At 66.8% G+C, this 17566-nt stretch carries 16 protein-coding genes; 2 read left to right on the top strand and 14 right to left on the bottom strand.

Annotated elements, in window-relative coordinates; genetic code table 11:
• Positions 1-60 precede the first annotated feature (60 nt).
• From ACLB1G_RS22415 to ACLB1G_RS22355, 13 genes are all read right to left on the bottom strand, one after another.
• Positions 61-1236 carry a patatin-like phospholipase family protein gene (locus ACLB1G_RS22415; RefSeq protein WP_491629465.1) on the bottom strand — a complete coding sequence of 392 codons (1176 nt, stop codon included), beginning with the start codon at positions 1234-1236 and terminating at the stop codon, positions 61-63.
• A 38-nt stretch (positions 1237-1274) separates the two neighbouring features.
• Positions 1275-3062 (bottom strand): gamma-glutamyltransferase, encoded by a 1788-nt coding sequence (gene ggt, locus ACLB1G_RS22410; RefSeq protein ID WP_491629464.1) that lies wholly within the window; start codon positions 3060-3062, stop codon positions 1275-1277.
• Between the two features lie 72 nt (positions 3063-3134).
• Positions 3135-5054, bottom strand: coding sequence for an ATP-binding cassette domain-containing protein (locus tag ACLB1G_RS22405; protein WP_491629463.1), 1920 nt, complete (start codon positions 5052-5054; stop codon positions 3135-3137).
• A gap of 99 nt (positions 5055-5153) precedes the next feature.
• On the bottom strand, positions 5154-5912 hold the full coding sequence (locus ACLB1G_RS22400; RefSeq protein ID WP_491629462.1) for an SDR family NAD(P)-dependent oxidoreductase: 759 nt from the start codon (positions 5910-5912) through the stop codon (positions 5154-5156).
• A gap of 89 nt (positions 5913-6001) precedes the next feature.
• Complete coding sequence (locus tag ACLB1G_RS22395) at positions 6002-6523, bottom strand: hypothetical protein (protein WP_491629461.1); 522 nt, start codon at positions 6521-6523, stop codon at positions 6002-6004.
• Positions 6524-6597: 74 nt separating this feature from the next.
• The gene (locus tag ACLB1G_RS22390) at positions 6598-8919 is read right to left on the bottom strand and encodes a sodium-translocating pyrophosphatase (protein ID WP_491629460.1); all 2322 of its coding nucleotides are present in this window, start codon (positions 8917-8919) and stop codon (positions 6598-6600) included.
• A gap of 137 nt (positions 8920-9056) precedes the next feature.
• On the bottom strand, positions 9057-9713 hold the full coding sequence (adk, locus tag ACLB1G_RS22385) for an adenylate kinase (RefSeq protein WP_491629459.1): 657 nt from the start codon (positions 9711-9713) through the stop codon (positions 9057-9059).
• Positions 9714-9933: 220 nt separating this feature from the next.
• A complete protein-coding gene (gene kdsB, locus ACLB1G_RS22380) occupies positions 9934-10680 on the bottom strand; it encodes a 3-deoxy-manno-octulosonate cytidylyltransferase (RefSeq protein ID WP_491629458.1) in 747 nt (248 codons plus the stop codon).
• 2 nt (positions 10681-10682) lie between these two features.
• On the bottom strand, positions 10683-10871 hold the full coding sequence (locus ACLB1G_RS22375; RefSeq protein ID WP_491629457.1) for a Trm112 family protein: 189 nt from the start codon (positions 10869-10871) through the stop codon (positions 10683-10685).
• The gene (gene lpxK / locus ACLB1G_RS22370; RefSeq protein WP_491629456.1) at positions 10852-11955 is read right to left on the bottom strand and encodes a tetraacyldisaccharide 4'-kinase; all 1104 of its coding nucleotides are present in this window, start codon (positions 11953-11955) and stop codon (positions 10852-10854) included. Before lpxK ends, ACLB1G_RS22375 begins: the two co-directional genes overlap by 20 nt.
• Positions 11952-12389, bottom strand: a complete 438-nt coding sequence (locus ACLB1G_RS22365) for an ExbD/TolR family protein (protein WP_491629455.1) — start codon at positions 12387-12389, stop codon at positions 11952-11954. Before ACLB1G_RS22365 ends, lpxK begins: the two co-directional genes overlap by 4 nt.
• Before the next feature lie 9 nt (positions 12390-12398).
• Positions 12399-13004 carry a MotA/TolQ/ExbB proton channel family protein gene (locus ACLB1G_RS22360; RefSeq protein WP_491629454.1) on the bottom strand — a complete coding sequence of 202 codons (606 nt, stop codon included), beginning with the start codon at positions 13002-13004 and terminating at the stop codon, positions 12399-12401.
• Between the two features lie 351 nt (positions 13005-13355).
• Positions 13356-13643, bottom strand: a complete 288-nt coding sequence (locus ACLB1G_RS22355; protein WP_491629453.1) for a hypothetical protein — start codon at positions 13641-13643, stop codon at positions 13356-13358.
• Positions 13644-13953: 310 nt separating this feature from the next.
• Here ACLB1G_RS22355 and xseA point away from each other — a divergent pair, with 310 nt between their 5' ends.
• Positions 13954-15300, top strand: a complete 1347-nt coding sequence (xseA, locus tag ACLB1G_RS22350) for an exodeoxyribonuclease VII large subunit (protein WP_491629452.1) — start codon at positions 13954-13956, stop codon at positions 15298-15300.
• A 42-nt stretch (positions 15301-15342) separates the two neighbouring features.
• Here xseA and glk read toward each other — a convergent pair whose 3' ends face one another.
• Positions 15343-16338: a glucokinase gene (gene glk, locus ACLB1G_RS22345; protein WP_491629451.1), complete on the bottom strand. Its 996-nt coding sequence runs from the start codon at positions 16336-16338 to the stop codon at positions 15343-15345.
• 167 nt (positions 16339-16505) lie between these two features.
• Here glk and ACLB1G_RS22340 point away from each other — a divergent pair, with 167 nt between their 5' ends.
• A complete protein-coding gene (locus ACLB1G_RS22340) occupies positions 16506-17516 on the top strand; it encodes a LacI family DNA-binding transcriptional regulator (protein WP_491629450.1) in 1011 nt (336 codons plus the stop codon).
• Positions 17517-17566: the final 50 nt, after the last annotated feature.

The following is a 17566-nucleotide window of genomic DNA, read 5'->3' as shown; positions in this document are numbered from 1 at the left end:
CAAGACGGCACCGGCTTCATCTTACCGCATATCCGCAGGAGCCGGCGGCCGCCCCGCGCCTCACGAGGAGAAAAAGGCCAGCACGTCGGCGCGCCGGGCCTGGGTATCGCGCTGCCCCAGGCGTATCAGTTCGCAGGTGTAGGTGGACTCGAACAGCAGGTAGGACGCCAGCGCGGCGCCGCGCGCCTCGGTCGCGCCTATGCCCGACAGCATGGTGCGGATGGGCGCCGGCAGGCTGGCGATATGGCGGCTGGCTATGTCGTCCAGCCGCTCGGACGGGGCGATCACCAGCAGTTGTATGGGCTTGAGCGGGGTCTGGCGCAGGTATTCCGGCGGCAGCATGGACAAGGTCCGGTTGATACGCTCCAGGCGCTCGATGTCCACCGCCAGGCCGTCCAGGAAGATGGACGACAGCGCATGGCCGGCGATCTGCGCCAGGCTGGGATAGCGCGCCGCCGCGCGGTCGCTGGCGCTGCGCGCCGGCTCGGTCAGGCGGCCCGCCCCCACCACCAGCACCTTGTCCGCGCCCAGGTGGATGGCGGGCGAGATCGGCGCCAGCTGGCGCATGGAGCCGTCGCCGCAGTATTCGCGGTGGCCGCCCAGGTACAGGGGCGTGGCCGGGAAGATGAAGGGGATGGCCGAGGAAGCCAGCAGGTGCTCGACCCCGATCTGGTCGGCCAGGGCCAGGCGCTGGGTGCGCACCCAGGGCTGGATGTCGGCCAGGGTCTGGTAAAAGGTCAGGTGCTCGCCGTTGGTGTAGGAGGAGGCGGTCACGGCCAGCGCATGCAGCAGTCCCTCGGACAGCGCCATGTCCAGGCGCGGCAGGTCCAGCATGCGGTGCAGCAGGCCCACCAGCGGGGTATTGTCGAGCAGCGAGGTGGGCGGCGCGGCGCGCCATTTGCGCAGCAGCCAGCCGAACGACAGCAGCGACAGCCAGCGCGCGCCCGAGCGCAGCACGCCCAGCGAGTCGGCGCGGTAGACCTGCCCGACTTCGATGTGCTGCCACACGTCCAGCAGTTTTTGCACGCCCTCGCCGAAGTTATCAGCGCGGCAAGCCAGCGCGGTGGCGTTGATGGCGCCGGCCGAGGTGCCGCAAATGATCTCAAAGGGATTACGGGCCGGCGGCCAGCCCTCTTCCCACAGGATCTGCGAGATTGCCTGCAGCACCCCCACCTGGTAGGCGGCGCGCGCTCCTCCGCCGGTCAGTATCAAGCCGGTTTTCTTCTGTATTCCCATTCCGCCTAGGGTAACAGGGTCGGCCGGCGGGGGGAAGGTCAATCGCCGCGCACGGCGCCCTCGCGGCGCGGATCGGCGCCGCCCAGCCACACCGGCTGGCCGCCCACGCGCACGCGCTGTATGCCCTGCAGGCCGGAGTTCTGGTCGAATTCCTTCACGTCGTGGCCGCGCGCCTTGAGCTGCGCCACCTCCTCGGCCGGGAAGCGGCCCGCCTCCAGCTCGGTGGGACCGTTGCGGCTGCCCAGGTTGGGCAGGCTGATGGCCTGCTGCACGTCCAGGTTCCAGTCCAGGGTGCCGACCAGCACCTTGGCCACGTAGTTGATGATGGCAGAACCTCCCGGCGAACCGGTGGCCAGCACCAACTCGCGGCTGGCCTTGTCGAACACCAGGGTGGGCGACATGGCGCTGCGCGGCCGCTTGCCGGCCTGGACCCGGTTGGCGATGGGGCCGTCCTGGTCCACCGAGTCGAAGGAGAAATCGGTCAGCTGGTTATTCAGGAGGAAACCGTCCACCATCTGGCGCGAGCCGAAGGCGTCTTCCACCGAAGTGGTCATGGACAGCCCGCCGCCAAAGCCGTCCACCGCCACCAGGTGCGAGGTGGACGGCTTGTCGATGGCGGTGTCGGCGCCCCAGGCCACCTGCATGCCCTGCGGGACGCCGTACGGGGCGCGGCCCAGCGAACGCTCCGTGATCAGGGCCGCGCGCTGCGCCAGATAGCCCTTGTCCAGCAGGGAGGCGATGCCCCTGCCCGGCAGCGGTACGAAATCGGTGTCGGCCACATAGCGGTTGCGGTCGGCGTAGGCCAGGCGGCCGGCCTCGCTGAACAGGTGCACCGCATCCACGCCCGGCACGCCTTTGACCGGCTTGTAGGGGCTGATGTCCTTCACTTCCAGGATGCCCAGCATCTGGGCGATGGCAATGCCGCCCGAGGATGGCGGCGGCATGCCGCACACGGTCCACTTCTTGTAATCGCTGCACACCGGATCGCGCTCCTTGGCGCGGTAGCCGGCAATGTCGGCCGCCGTCAGCTTGCCCGGATTGGTGGCGTGGCCGGCCACCTTGGCGGCGATGTCGCGCGCGATGCGGCCGTTGTAGAAGGCGTCGGCGCCGCCGGCGGCGATCTCGCGCAGGGTGCGTGCCAGCTCGGGATTTTTCAGGATGTGCCCGACCTGCCAGGGCTGGCCTTCGGCGTCGAAGAAGTAGGCGCGCGCCACCGGGTCGCGCGCCAGGTAGCGGTCGTACTTGAGCAACGCGTTCAGGCGCGGGCTGACCGCGAAGCCATTCTCGGCCAGCTGGATGGCCGGTTCGAACAGGGTTTTCCAGGGCAGCTTGCCGTGCTGCTTGTGGGCCAGCTCCAGCATGCGCAGCACGCCCGGCGCGCCCACCGAGCGGCCGCCGATCACGCCCACCTCGCGCGACACCGGCTTGCCGCTGGCGTCCTGGAACAAATGCTCGTCGGCGCTGGCGGGCGCCGTTTCGCGGCCGTCGTAGGCGTGCACCTGCTTGCCGTCGAAGTACAGCAGGAAGGCGCCGCCGCCTATGCCGGACGATTGCGGCTCCACCAGGGTCAGCACCAGCTGGGTGGCGATGGCGGCGTCGATGGCGGCGCCGCCGCGCTTGAGCATCTGGTAGCCGGCGTCGCTGGCCAGCGGATTGGCGGCCGCCATCATGTACTTCCTGGCCGTGATGGCGGATTTCTCGGCGTAGCCAGTGGCGATTTCGGGCGCCGCGTCCGGGGTGGCGCGCTGGGCATGAACGGGAACGAGGGGCGCGGACAGCGCACCCAGCAAGGCCAGGCTGTAGGCCAGCGTCTTCAAGCGTAACATGGACTCTCCAGGATAAGGTACCCGGAGATAGTACAGCATGGCGCGCTGGCCCGCAGGCGGCGCGCCGGCCGATCAGGCTTTATTACCGGATTCGATCTGCTCCCACCGTTCCAGGGCCGCCAGCAGCTCTTCCTCGATCTCGGCAATGCGCGCATTGACGCGCTTGGCCTCGGCCGGGGTGCGCTTGTAGAAGTCCGGTTCGGACAGCTGCAGGGTCAGCGCGGTCTGCTCGTTTTCCAGCTGGGCGATGCGGGCCGGCAGCTCGTCCAGCTCGCGCTGCTCCTTGAAGCTGAGCTTTTTCGGCTTGGCGGCCGGTGGAGTCGCCGGCGCAGGCGCGGGCTCGGCCTTGGTCTCGCCCTTCCCGGCCGGCTTGGCCGCCTTGGCCGGCGTAGCTACGGTGTCGCGCACCCGTTCCCAATCGCTGTAGCCGCCCACGAATTCGCGCCACTGGCCATCGCCCTCAGCCACGATGACCTGGGTCACCACATTGTCCAGGAAGGTGCGGTCGTGGCTGACCAGGAATACGGTGCCGCTGTACTCTTCCAGCAGTTCCTCCAGCAGCTCCAGGGTGTCGATGTCGAGGTCGTTGGTGGGTTCGTCCAGCACCAGGCAGTTGGCCGGCTTGGCGAACAGCCGCGCCAGCAGCAGGCGGTTGCGTTCGCCGCCGGACAGCGACTTGACCGGCGAACGGGCGCGCTCGGGGGCGAACAGGAAGTCGCCCAGGTAGCTCATCACGTGCTTTTTCTGGCCGTTGATCTCGACCCAGTCACTGCCGGGGGAGATGGTGTCGGCCAGGCTGGCTTCCTCGTTGAGCTGGGTGCGCATCTGGTCGAAGTACGCCACCTGCAGCTTGGTGCCCAGCTTGGCCACGCCGCTGTCCGGCGCCAGTTCGCCCAGTATCATTTTCAGCAGCGTGGTCTTGCCGGCGCCGTTGGCGCCGATCAGGCCGACCTTGTCGCCGCGCAGGATGGTGCCGGTGAAATCGCGCACGATGGTGCGCTCCCCGAAGCGCTTGCTGATGTTTTCCAGCTCGGCCACGATCTTGCCGGAGCGTTCGCCGGACGACACTTCCAGCTTGACCTGGCCCTGCTGCTCGCGGCGCGCGGCGCGCTGCAGGCGCAGCGCTTCCAGCCGGCGCACCCGGCCCTCGTCGCGCACGCGGCGCGCCTTGACGCCCTTGCGTATCCAGATTTCCTCCTGGGCCAGCACCTTGTCGAACTTGGCGTTTTCCACCTCCTCGATGGCCAGCTGCTCGGCCTTGCGCACCTGGTAGGCGCTGAAATTGCCGGGGAAGGACAGCAGCTTGCCGCGGTCCAGTTCGATGATGCGGGTGGCCACGTTGTCCAGGAAGGAGCGGTCGTGGGTAATGAACAGCACGCTGCCCTTGAAGTCGCGCAGCAAGCCTTCCAGCCACAGGATGGAGCTGAAGTCCAGGTGGTTGGTGGGTTCGTCCAGCAGCAGCACGTCGGGCGCCGACACCAGCGCCCGCGCCAGGGCCACCCGCTTCTGCATGCCGCCGGACAGGGTCTTCATCAGCATGTCGCCGCTCAGGTTGAGGCGGTCCAGCACGGTTTCGACCTTGTTGGGCAGGCTCCAGGCGTCGGCCGCGTCCAGCTTGACCTGGATGTCGTGCATGCGCTCCATGACGGCGTCGTCGTTGCCCTGGCCGAACTGGCCGGTAAGCGCATCGTATTCCTTGAGCAGCGCCTGCAGCTCGCCCAGGCCGGAGGCGACCGCGTCGTGTACCGTCATCTCCGGATCGAACACAGGCTCCTGCTCGACGTAGGCGATCTTCAGGCCCTGCTGCATGACCAGCAGGCCGTCGTCCAGCTTGAAACGGCCCGAAATGATTTTCAGCAGGGACGACTTGCCGGTGCCGTTGCGGCCAATCAGGCCGACCCGTTCGCCCGTCTCCAGCGAGAATTCCGCGTGGTCGAGCAAGGCCACGTGGCCGAAGGCCAGTTGGGCCGAAGTGAGGGATATGACTGCCATGGTGGTAGCGGCGGCCGCGCGGCGGCCGTCCTGGAATGAGATAAAGGCAGTATTGTAACGGCTGGCGGACGGTCCGGCGCTGTCCTGCAAAATTCGGCCCTACTTCGGCTGCATGCGGATGGCGCCATCCAGGCGTATGGTTTCACCGTTCAGCATCACGTTCTCGATGACGGCGCGCGCCAGCTGGGCGTACTCGTCCGGCTTGCCCAGGCGCGGCGGGAACGGCACCATGGCGCCCAGCGCATCCTGCACTTCCTGCGGCATACCCAGCAGCATGGGGGTTTCGAAGATGCCGGGGGCGATGGTCATCACGCGGATGCTGCTGCGCGACAGGTCGCGCGCCATGGGCAGCGTGAGCCCCGCCACCCCGGCCTTGGAGGCGGCGTAGGCGGCCTGCCCCACCTGGCCGTCGTAGGCGGCCACCGAGGCCGTATTGATGATCACGCCGCGCTCGCCGTGCTCCAGCGGCGCTTCCCTGGCGATGGCCTCGGCCGCCAGGCGCGCCATGTTGAAGGTGCCCACCAGGTTGATGCCGACCACGCTCTGGAACAGGTCCAGCGCGTGCGGGCCATCCTTGCCCACGGTCTTGGCGGCCGGCGCCACGCCGGCGCAGTTGACCAGGCCGCGCAGGCTGCCCTGCCCCACGGCGGCCGCCACCACGGCCCGCGCGTCGGCCTCGGAAGTCACGTCACAGCGCACGAACACGCCGCCCAGTTCGGCCGCCAGCGCCTGTCCGGCCTCGGCCTGCAGGTCGGCGAGCACCGGCTTGCCTCCGGCCGCCGCGATCATGCGCGCCGTGGCCGCGCCCAGCCCCGAGGCGCCGCCGGTGATGATGAATACGTGGTCCTTGATCTGCATGCCTGTCTCCATTGTGACGTTTACGTAAACGTCAATCATTGTAGCGCGTTTGAGGCGGCGATGCGTTTTTTAGCGGTATGCCCGGCCGGTCAGCATTGCACGACCGCGCCATTGCGGCTGCACACGCGGCCGCCGGGACCGATCACCGTGCCGGAACCGGCGCCATTGTAGCGGCGGCCGTCTGCACCCAGGCAGCCGGTGGCATCGCAGCCGGCAGTCGGCAATGGCGCGCCGCGCGGCAGTGTGTAGCCGGGCAAGGGAGCGCCCAGCGGAGCGCCGGGAGCAGCGGCGCCCTTCGCGCCGGGCGCGGGCAGCGTGGCCACAGGCGCGGTGGCGGTGCGCGGCGTCTCCGGCGCGGGCGCGCTGTCCATGATCTGCGGCACCGGGCGGCGCGGCATGGGCTGGCGCGGCGGCGCGGTGCGGCAAGGCTCAACGGCCAGGCTCTTACCATCCGCGCCCAGGGTGCAGACCGGCAGCCGGGCATACGCGCGCAGCTGGTCCGGCGTATCGGCGCGCGCCGCAGGGACAGCCGCCGTAGCGGCGCCCACCGTGGCGGCGGCCGCAGTGCGCAGCGCCAGCATTCCCATCACGAACAAGGCTGTACGGTTCATGGCATCCTCCCGCTTCCATTATTGGCCATGCACGATTGCGGGAACAGGCGCCGTAACAATTGGTAACGCCCGGGCTAGCGGGCGCTTTGTTCCGCAGACTGCACGGGAGCGGTGATGCCGGGCACCGCATATTCCGAGGACGCGGCCGGCGCAGCCGTGGCCGCAGGCGTGGATGCTGCCGGGGCGCTGGGGGTCACCACCTCGACCGCCGCGCCCGGCGCCGTCCAGCCGGCATACGCCTGGGCGGCAGGCGCGCTGTCCAGCGGCGGCGCGCCTGCCGCCGACATGGCCGGCGCCGGCATGGGCGCTTGCGTGTGCACGGCCATCGGCCCCGGCGCCGTCACCGACAGCCACCCCGTCGCCGGCAGCAGCGGCACCAGCAGCAGGGCCACGATGTTGATGATCTTGATCAGCGGGTTGACGGCCGGGCCGGCCGTGTCCTTGTAGGGGTCGCCCACGGTGTCGCCGGTGACGGCCGCCTTGTGGGCGTCCGAGCCCTTGCCGCCGTGGTGCCCATCCTCGATGTACTTCTTGGCGTTGTCCCAGGCGCCGCCGCCGGTGGTCATGGAGATGGCCACGAACAGCCCGGTGATGATGGTCCCCATCAGCATGCCGCCCAGCGCGGCCGGACCCAGCAGCATGCCGACCAGCACCGGCACCACCACCGGCAGCAGCGAGGGCAAGATCATTTCGCGGATGGCGGACGCGGTCAGCATGTCGACCGCCTTGTCGTATTCCGGCTTGCCGCTGCCGTCCATGATGCCCTTGATGTCGCGGAACTGGCGCCGCACCTCGACCACCACGGCGCCCGCCGCCCGCCCCACCGCCTCCATGGCCATGGCGCCGAACAGGTAGGGCACCAGCCCGCCCACGATCAGGCCCACGATCACCATGGGATTGGACAGGTCGAAGGTGATGCTGCGCCCCACCGACTCCAGCGCGTGGGTATAGTCGGCAAACAGCACCAGCGCCGCCAGCCCGGCCGAGCCGATCGCATAGCCCTTGGTGACAGCCTTGGTGGTGTTGCCCACCGCGTCCAGCGGATCGGTGATGGCGCGCACCGAGTCCGGCATGCCGGACATCTCGGCAATGCCGCCGGCATTGTCGGTAATCGGGCCATAGGCGTCCAGCGCCACCACGATGCCGGCCATGGACAGCATGGAGGTGGCGGCTATGGCGATGCCGTACAGCTGGCCCAGCTGGTAGGACACCAGGATGGCCGCGCATACCGCCAGCACCGGCCAGGCGGTGGACTTCATCGACACCCCCAGCCCGGCAATGATGTTGGTGCCATGGCCGGTGGTGGAGGCTTCGGCAATGTGCTTGACCGGGCCGAAGTCGGTGCCGGTGTAGTATTCGGTGATGTAGACCATCAGCCCGGTCAGCACGATGCCGACCACGGCGCAGCCCATCATCTGCCAGCGCACGGCGTCCTGCCACAGCAGCCAGGTGACCACGGCAAAGCCCAGCATCGAGAGTCCGGCCGCCCACCACAGCCCGGTGTACAGGGCCGACATGATCTTCTTGCCCGGTTTGGCCTTGACCATGGAGCAGCCGACAATGGAAGCCAGGATGGACACCGCCCCCAGCAGCAGCGGATAAATGATGGCCGTGGTGGGCGCGGCCGTCACCAGCAGCGCGCCTAGCAGCATGGTGGCGATCAGGGTCACCACATAGGTCTCGAACAGGTCGGCCGCCATGCCGGCGCAGTCCCCCACGTTGTCGCCCACGTTGTCGGCAATCACGGCCGGGTTGCGCGGATCGTCTTCCGGGATGCCGGCTTCGACCTTGCCAACCAGGTCGGCGCCCACGTCGGCGCCCTTGGTGAAGATGCCGCCGCCCAGGCGCGCGAAAATGGAAATCAGCGAGGCGCCGAAGGCCAGCCCGATCAGCGGCTTGATGACGTCGTGGGGACTAAGGGAGGGATTCGGATAGGCGCCGGAGGCGAACCAGCCCAGCAGCACATAGAACAGCGCCACGCCCAGGAGGCCCAGCCCCACCACCAGCATGCCGGTGATGGCGCCGCCCCTGAAGGCCACGTCCAGCGCCTGGTTCATGCCCTTCGTTGCGGCCTGGGCGGTGCGCACATTGGCGCGCACCGAGACATTCATGCCGATGAAGCCGCAGGCGCCGGACAGCACGGCGCCAATCAGGAAGCCGAGCGCGGTCGGCATGCCGAGGCCGGCGAAGATCAGCACCAGCAGCACCACGCCGACCAGGGCGATGGTGCGGTACTGGCGCGCCAGGTAGGCGCCTGCGCCCTGCTGGATGGCCAGCGCGATTTCCTGCATACGAGGGTTGCCCGCATCCTGGCGCAAGATCCAGCTGCGCGCCCACAGGCCATAGACAACGGCGATCACGCCGCATGCGACGATAAACCACAGATAGGCTGCCATAAAGTCCCCTTAGTTCTTATAAGATCAAAGCCACGAACCACAATCGGACGGCAAAGCCGTCCACCTGCGAACTGCACTGACTTACAACACCAAACGGGGATAAAAAAAGCGGACGCTTGGTCCGCTTACTTTACAGCTTATTGCGACAGTGCTGCAAACACGCTCTCGCGGATCTGGTCGACCGGGCCGACGCCCTCGATGCGCCGGTATTTGGGCGCTCCCGGCTGGCCGGACTGGGCCCAGTCGTTGTAGTAGCCCAGCAGGACTTCGGTCTGGTTGTGGTAGACATCCAGGCGCTTTTTGACGGTCTCGGCCTTGTCGTCGTCGCGCTGCACCAGGTCTTCGCCGGTTACGTCGTCCTTGCCTTCCACCTTGGGCGGATTGAACTTGACGTGGTAGACGCGGCCCGAGGCCGGGTGGCTGCGGCGGCCGTCCAGGCGCTCGATGATGGATTCGTCGGGCACGGCAATTTCCAGCACATAGTCCACGCCCACGCCGGCATCCTTCATGGCGTCGGCCTGGGCGATGGTGCGCGGGAAGCCGTCGAACAGGTAGCCGTTGGCGCAGTCGGGCTGGGTCAGGCGGTCCTTCACCAGGCCGATGATGATGTCGTCCGACACCAGGGCGCCGGCGTCCATCACTTTCTTGGCGGCCAGGCCCAGTTCCGTGCCGGCCTTGATGGCGGCGCGCAGCATGTCACCTGTGGAAATTTGCGGGATGTTGTACTTTTCCTTGATGAAATTAGCCTGGGTGCCCTTGCCGGCTCCTGGTGCTCCTAACAGAATGAGACGCATGAAATTTCCTAAAACTAGATTGGGATCTTGGTGAAAGTGGGGACTATCCTGGTACGGAACTTACCACAAAACATAGCCTTTACGCCAATCTGGAAGGGCTGAGCCCGCCGAAATGGCGCCCCGCAGAGATATTCCGTATGAATATCACACTATTTGTAATTGTTATATCGCGTTTTACTTACGGGTAGCTGACCTCGTGGTTGATCGGGCGCAAACAATCCTAAAAATGATTGCGGACGCGCTCCAGGTCTTCCGGGGTATCGACCCCGGCGGCGGGCGCCGAGTCCGTCACATGGACGGCGATGGCATGGCCGTGCCACAGCACGCGCAGCTGCTCCAGCGCCTCTATGGTCTCCAGCGGCGACACTTCCAGTTGCGGGTAAGCTTGCAGGAAATCGTTGCGGTAGGCGTACAGTCCGATGTGGCGCAGCGGTACGTAGCCGGAGGGAAAGGCCTCGCGCGACTTGGCGTAGCCGTCGCGGTGCCAGGGGATGGTGGCGCGCGAGAAATACAGTGCGCGCCCGTGCTTGTCCAGCACCACCTTCACCACGTTGGGGTTGAAGGCGTCCGCCACCTCGTGCAGCGGATGGGCGCAGGTGGACATCGGAACCTCGGGACCGATCAGGGCGGCGGATGCGGCCAGCAGCGCGGGATCGATCAGCGGCTCGTCGCCCTGGAGGTTGACCACCACGGCCTGCGGCGGCAAGTCCAGCGCGCGCGCCACCTCGGCGATGCGGTCGGTGCCGGACGGATGGTCGGCGCGCGTCAGCATGGCTTGCACGCCGTGCGCGGCGCAGGCGGCCAGGATGTCGGCATGATCGGTGGCGACGATGACGCGGGCTGCGCCCGCCAGCGCGGCGCGCTCGGCCACCCGCACCACCATGGGCTTGCCGCCCAGGTCGGCCAGCGGCTTGTTGGGCAGCCGGGTCGAGGCCAGGCGGGCCGGGATGATGACGGTGAAAGACACGCTTATTCCGCCATCGCCGCCGCCCCGTCGCTCAGGGTGCGCGCTTCGTCGGCCCACATGATGGGGATGCCGTCGCGGATGGGATAGGCGAGGCGGTCGGCCTTGCAGATCATTTCCTGGGCTTTCTTATCGTATTCCAGGGGGCCTTTGCAGACCGGGCAAACCAGGATATCAAGCAGGCGGGTATCCACGACATTTCTCCACAATTTGGGCGGCCAGGGCGGCATCGAGCTGCGCCTCGACCGGCACGACCCACAAGCGCGGATCGTTGCTGATTTCTTCAATTTGCGCACATTTTACTGCATCCTTCTCCGTCATCAAGATCAAGTCGGCGCGCACATGGGCAAACGGGCGGTCCAGGAAGTCGTGATGGTCGGGCAGTGGCAGCTCCTCGAATGCCAGTCCGGCCGCCCGCAGCATGCTGAAGAAACGGCCCGGATTGCCTATCCCGGCGGCCGCCACGATGCGCAACCCGGGACCGGCCAGGTCCGCCAGCGGCAAGCGGCGGACGCGGTCGCACAGCTGTTCGGCGTGGCCGCCGGCCAGCATCATCTGGAATGGGGCCGGGCCGGGGCCGGCCACGGCGGCGGCCAGCTGCGGCGTCAGCTCGGGCGTGTTGACCACGGTGTAGTCGCGCCGCCGAGAACGCGGCTCGCGCAGCGGACCGGCCGGCAGCAGCCAGCCATTGCCGGCACCACGGCCGTCGAACAGGATGATTTCCACGTCGCGCGCCAGGGCGTAGTGCTGCAAACCGTCGTCGGTGACCAGCACATCGACCTCGGGATGGGCCGCCAGCAGCGCGCGGCCGGCGGCGGCGCGGTCGCGCCCCACCACCACCGGACAGCCGGTGCGCTGGCGTATCAGCAGCGGCTCGTCGCCCACTTGCCGCGCGGCCGAGCCATCCATCACCTCCGTCGCCGCCCCACCCTGGCCGCCAAAGCCGCGCGAGACCACGCCCGGGCGCAACCCTGCCGCGCGCAGGGCCTGCACCAGCCAGATGGTGAGCGGGGTCTTGCCGGTGCCGCCGATGTAGATATTGCCCACCACCACCACCGGCACCGGCAGCCGCGCCGAGCGATAGACGCCCAGCCGGTACAGCGCGGCGCGCACGGCCGACAGGGCGCGGAACAGCAGCGACAGCGGCCACAGGGCGCAGGCCAGCGGGCCGCGCCGCTGCCAGCTGCGGGTAAGGATGCGTTCCAGCGCGGACGGCTGGGAGGAAGCACGGGCGGGCGCGCCGCCATGGCCTGGCGGCGCGGCAGGGGCGGAACTCACTTGGCGGCGCCGGTCTGGGCGGCGAAGGTGAGCTTGTCGTAGCCGGCGATGCGGGCCGCCTCCATCACGTTGACCACCATCTGGTGCATGGCGAACTGGTCGGCGTTGACGATCACCACCGGGGTCTTGCCGGCCTGGCCGGGCTGGGCGGCCGCGGCGGCCTTCAGGCTGGCGGCCAGGCCGGCCGGGTCGCGGAACGAGACCGGCTCGCCGTTGATGGTGTAGCTGCCCTTGGCGTCCACCGTCACGTTCAGTTCGAAGGGCTTGTCCTGCGCCTTGTCGGCGTCCGCCGTGGGCAGGGTAATCTGCAGTTCGGTGAACTTGCTGTAGGTGGTGGACACCATCAGGAAGATCAAAATCACCAGCAGCACGTCAATGAAGGGGATCAGGTTGATTTCCGGATCCTCGCGGCGCTGGCCTTTGCGGAAGTTCATGCGGCGCCCTTATTTGCGTTTGCTATGCACGATGTCGACGAACTTGACGGCCTGCTGCTCCATATCGATCACGAAGCTGTCCACCAGGGCGCGGAAATGGCGATAGAACACCAGGGTGGGCATGGCGATGGCCAGTCCGAAGCCGGTGTTGTACAGGGCCACCGAGATGCCGTGCGCCAGCTGGGCAGGATTGGAGCCGGCCCCGTTCTGCGAGCCGAAGATTTCTATCATGCCGACCACGGTGCCGAACAGGCCCATCAGCGGAGCCAGGGTGGCGATGGTGCCCAGGGTGGTCAGGAAGCGCTCCAGCATGTGGGCCACCCCGCTTCCGGCTTCCTCGATGGATTCCTTCATGACTTCGCGCGGCGAATCGATGTTGCGCAGCGCGGCCGACAGCACCACGCCCAGCGGCGAGCTGCTTTCCAGCTTGTCGATGATGTCGGGCGTGATGTTGCCGCTGCGGTAAACCTGCACCACCTCGTCCAGCAGCCGCTTGGGCAGCAGCTTGCCGCGGCGCAGGTACAGCAGGCGCTCGATGATCAGCGCGGTGGCGACGATGGAAGCGATCAGCAGCAGCCAGATAGGCCAGCCTGCGGCTTGTAGTATGGCGAGCAAAACAAACTCCTGTGTGAATAAATCGGCGTGCCGCAGCAATGTAGCGTGTTGGGCGGCCCGGGGCAAGTAGCGGCCTGCACGGGAGTTCCGCACACTTCTGCACATATTCTGTTGATAAGATTGTGCGCAAGCAAGTAAACCGGCATCCAAGTGATTGATTTTTAAGGATTAAGTTTTCCTGGTTAAATTTCAGGCACCATCAAAAGCCCACAGGCAGGCGGACTTCTGCACATTTAGTGTGGATAAGATTGTGAGCAAGGAACTTGTTAACAGCTAACACCATTGATTCGCAAGGTTTTTTTTGCCATGCGTAAAAAGTTGGCAGCAGGGTTCTGAACAGGTTTTTCGATATCAAAACACCACTTTGCCACGCGGCGCCAACGATACACACAGGCTATCGAGCGCCAGCCCGCAGTTCTGCACATTTTGTGTGGATAAGATTGTGCGCAAGGGTGGCAGCGGCGTTGCAAGCCATTGAATTAAAATAAAAAATTTAATCTGCACGAAAAACAGGCAGGCGTTTTTTATGCACAGCGGCGCCCCGCCTAAGCCGTCCCGCCCCTCCTGGTCCATGTGGGCAAGTTCGAGGTTCTGCACATATTCTGTGGATAAAAATGTGCGCAATCGGCCGGATTCCATACTAAGTCATTGATTTGTCATGAATTAATTTCCATGCGTAAAATTTAAGCATGGCAAGCTGCATGCGGCAAAACGCTATCGCTCACCCAAGTTTCACACATCTTTTGTGGATAACTTTGTGCGTAACCGCCGTGGCCCAGGCTAAAGTGCTTGATCCATAAGGATATTTTCACCGTGCACGTAAATGCGGCAGCGTCAATTACCGTTTAAAATCAACCATCTGGCGCTAAGGCTTGCCACAGCGCCTGATGTGTGACATAAGCATGACCGCGTCCGCCCACTGTGGATACTTTCCCTTTTTGAAACCCTGATGAATCCCGAAACCACCCTGGTACAACCCGCCGTGATGACGGTCAGCGCCCTCAACCAGGCTGTCGCCCGCCTGCTGGAACGCTCCTTTCCGCTCAGCTGGATTGCGGGCGAAGTATCCAACTTCACCCGCGCCGCGTCCGGCCACTGGTACTTCACGCTCAAGGATGATGCGGCCCAGGTGCGCGCCGTGATGTTCCGTGGCCGCGCCCAGTACGCCGGCTTCGTGCCGCGCGAGGGCGACAAGGTCGAGGTGCGCGCCCTGGTCACGCTGTACGGCGCGCGCGGCGACTACCAGATCAATGTGGAGGCGATACGCCGCGCCGGCGTGGGCGCGCTGTACGAGGCGTTTTTACGGCTCAAGGAAAAGCTGGGCGCCGCCGGGCTGTTCGACCAGGAGCGCAAACGCGCCCTGCCCATGTTCCCGCGCACCATAGGCATCGTCACCAGCCCGCAGGCGGCCGCCCTGCGCGATGTGCTGACGGCGCTGCGGCGGCGCGCGCCGCATGTGGCGGTGGTCCTGTACCCGACCCCGGTGCAGGGCCAGCAGGCGCCCGAGCGCATCGCCGCCGCCATCGATATCGCGTCCGTGCGCAATGAGTGCGATGTGCTGATCGTGTGCCGGGGCGGCGGCAGCATCGAGGATCTATGGAGCTTCAATGACGAGGGCGTGGCCTACGCCATCGCTAACTGCCGCATGCCGGTGATTTCCGGCGTGGGCCACGAGACCGATTTCACCATCTGTGATTTCGCGGCCGACCTGCGCGCCGCCACGCCCACGGCGGCGGCGGAACTGGCGGCCACCCCGCGCGCCGACTGGCTGGGTTCCTTGCGCGCCGACGCCACCGATTTGCGGCGCGCCATGCGGCGCAGCCTGGACGAAGCGGCGCAGACCCTGGACAGCCACGCGCGCCGCCTGCTCAATCCGGGCGCGCAAATCCGCCAGCAGCGCCTCAAGCTGTTGGCCCTGTCGACCGCCATGATGCACGCCACCCGCGCGCCGCTGACGCGCTCGCGCCATGAGCTGGACCGGCTGGGACACAGGCTGGCGGCGCGCCGCCCGGACGCCGCTCCCCTGCGCGCCCGCGTGCAGGACTTGCGCCATCGCGGCGCACGCGCCGTGGCGCAGCAGCTGGGCCAGCGGCGCGATGCGCTGGCGGCGCTGGCGGCCCAGCTGGAACTGCTCAATCCCCAGCGCACGCTGGAACGCGGCTACGCCATCGTCACCGACGCCCGGGGCGCCATCGTGCGCGCCCCGGCACAGCTGCAGCCGCACAGCGCGCTGACCTTGCGGCTGGCCGAGGGCACGGCGCAGATCGGCGTCGAGTCGGTGCAGCCCGAGTTATAAGCCGCGCACGGCTGATGCGCAGCATGGGCTGCCCTTTGTCCTTTACGCGGCGCTGCCCAGCATGGCCGACATGCCCACCAGCGCCGGATAGGGCTCGGTGATGACAAAGGTCGGGACGTGCGCCAGGTAGTCCGACAACCGGCCCTTCTGCTCAAAGCGGGCCCGGAAGCCGGAGCGCTCCACCACGTCGCACATGGGCGGCACCACCCGCCCGCCGATGTAGATGCCGCCCTTGGCGCCCAGGGTCAGCGCCACGTTGCCGGCCACGGTGCCCAGCATCTCGCAGAACGCCTCCAGCGTCTCCACGCACACCGGACAACTCCCTTCCCTGCCGCGCTGCACGATGGCGGCCGTGCCCAGGTCCTGGGCCACGGCGCCGGCGCGCTCGGCCAGGGCGCGGTACACCAGCACCATGCCGATGCCGGACACCAGCCGTTCACTGGACACATGCTCGTGGTGGCGGCGCGCATAGCGCAGGATGTCGATCTCGCGCTCGTTCATGGGGGCGAAGGTACTGTGGCCGCCTTCGCTGTCGATGGCGATCCAGCGCTCGCCGGCCGGCACCAGGGCCGACACCCCCAGCCCGGCGTCCGCCCCCACCAGGCCGATGGTAGCGTCCGGCCGCGCCGCGCCGCCGCCGATCTGGCGCTTGTGCTCCGGCGCCAGGTAAGGCAGGGCGCTGGCCAGGGCCTTGAAGTCGTTCACCACCACCAGCGATTTCAGGCTGAATTGCGAGCACACCGCTTCCACCGAAAAGGACCAGTGGTGGTTGGTCATGGTGACCCAGTCGCCGTCGATGGGATTGGCAATGGCGATGCCGGCGTAGCGCGCCTGGTAGCCGCCGGCCGCCACACTGGCCGGCTGCGCCAGGTAGCGCACGATGGCCGCCCCCAGGGTGGGGAAATCGGCGCAGTCGCACACCCACAGCGCCTCGATCTGGCCCGGCGCCGTCTCCAGGCCGAAGCTGGCGCTGCTGCCGCCGATGTCGGCCAGCAGGCGCGGGCCGTGGCCGTACTGCGCAAACGATTCGCGTTTCATGTCTCGTATCCTTCTTATAGTCTGGCCTGGTGATTCTACCCCCGACCCAGGGTGAAATCGTTTTCACACCATGTCTTCATTAAATACCCCCAGGGCCTTCAAGTCAATGTGGGTGATGTGGTATCTTTCTTCCTTACACAAGAAAAGGTTTTCACACCGACCACGACATGGCCGATACCAGCTCCCCCTCCACCCTGATGGACGTGGCCCGCGCGGCCGGCGTCTCGCCCAGCACGGTTTCCCGCATCCTCAATGGCACGGCGCGCGTCTCGGACGACAAGCGCCAGGCCGTGCTGAGCGCCATCTCAAGCATGAACTACGCGCCCAACCAGATGGCGCAGGGCTTGAAAAAAGGTCGCTCCATGACCATCGGCATCGTGGTGCAGGATATTTCCTCGCCCTTCTTCGACGAAACCCTGCGCGGGGTGGACGATGGCCTGAAAGGCACGGGCTATGCGTCGGTGATCGTGTCCGGCCACTGGAACGCGGACGAGGAAGCCGACCGCATCCGCCTGCTGCTGGCGCGCAAGGTGGACGGCATCATCCTGCTCTCGGGCCGCATGTCGGACGCCACCGTGCTCAGTTTCTCGGCCCAGCGCCCCATCGTCTCCACCGGCCGCGCGCTGCGCACCGGCAGCGCGCTCGGCTTCAAGCTGGACAATGAATACGGCGCCTACCTGGCGGTGCACCACCTGATCGAACTGGGCCACCGCAACATCGCCTTCATTTCCGGCCCCGCCAACAACATCGACGCCGCCGAGCGCCTGGCCGGCTACCAGCGCGCCCTGGCCGAGGCCCAGATCCCCCTCGATCCCAACCTCATCGTGGAAGGCAATTACCACGAATCGAGCGGCATGCTGGCCATGAACCGCCTGTTCGACACCCATCAGGTGTTTACCGCCGTGTTCGCGGCCAACGACCTGAGCGCCTATGGCGCGCGCCTGGCCCTGTACCGCAAAGGCATACGGGTGCCGGACGATATCTCGCTGGTGGGTTTCGACGATTTGCCGGGATCGTCTTACACCACGCCGCCGCTGACCACCATCCGCCAGCCGCTGTACGACATCGGCCGCATCGCCACCCACGCGCTGCTGCGCATCATCAACGGCGAACTGGTGCAGCCCGAGATTCCGCCGCTGGAACTGGTGGTGCGCGAGACCACGCGGCGCCTCCGTTAAAACGTCTCAAATCCCGTTAAACCCGCGTTAAACCCTTGCAGCAGCAGGGT

The sequence above is a fragment of the Duganella kummerowiae genome (assembly GCF_053572355.1).
The sequence above is the reverse complement of the archived record's forward strand: the minus strand, read 5'-3'. Positions and strand labels throughout refer to the sequence as shown.

Excerpts from the sequence above, each read along its gene's own strand:
- ACLB1G_RS22415 (WP_491629465.1), bottom strand. The coding sequence starts at position 1,236 with ATGGGAATACAGAAGAAAACCGGCTTGATACTGACCGGCGGAGGAGCG.
- ggt (WP_491629464.1), bottom strand. The coding sequence starts at position 3,062 with ATGTTACGCTTGAAGACGCTGGCCTACAGCCTGGCCTTGCTGGGTGCG.
- ACLB1G_RS22405 (WP_491629463.1), bottom strand. The coding sequence starts at position 5,054 with ATGGCAGTCATATCCCTCACTTCGGCCCAACTGGCCTTCGGCCACGTG.
- ACLB1G_RS22400 (WP_491629462.1), bottom strand. The coding sequence starts at position 5,912 with ATGCAGATCAAGGACCACGTATTCATCATCACCGGCGGCGCCTCGGGG.
- ACLB1G_RS22395 (WP_491629461.1), bottom strand. The coding sequence starts at position 6,523 with ATGAACCGTACAGCCTTGTTCGTGATGGGAATGCTGGCGCTGCGCACT.
- ACLB1G_RS22390 (WP_491629460.1), bottom strand. The coding sequence starts at position 8,919 with ATGGCAGCCTATCTGTGGTTTATCGTCGCATGCGGCGTGATCGCCGTT.
- adk (WP_491629459.1), bottom strand. The coding sequence starts at position 9,713 with ATGCGTCTCATTCTGTTAGGAGCACCAGGAGCCGGCAAGGGCACCCAG.
- ACLB1G_RS22365 (WP_491629455.1), bottom strand. The coding sequence starts at position 12,389 with ATGAACTTCCGCAAAGGCCAGCGCCGCGAGGATCCGGAAATCAACCTG.
- ACLB1G_RS22355 (WP_491629453.1), bottom strand. The coding sequence starts at position 13,643 with ATGGAATCCGGCCGATTGCGCACATTTTTATCCACAGAATATGTGCAG.
- xseA (WP_491629452.1), top strand. The coding sequence starts at position 13,954 with ATGAATCCCGAAACCACCCTGGTACAACCCGCCGTGATGACGGTCAGC.
- glk (WP_491629451.1), bottom strand. The coding sequence starts at position 16,338 with ATGAAACGCGAATCGTTTGCGCAGTACGGCCACGGCCCGCGCCTGCTG.
- ACLB1G_RS22340 (WP_491629450.1), top strand. The coding sequence starts at position 16,506 with ATGGCCGATACCAGCTCCCCCTCCACCCTGATGGACGTGGCCCGCGCG.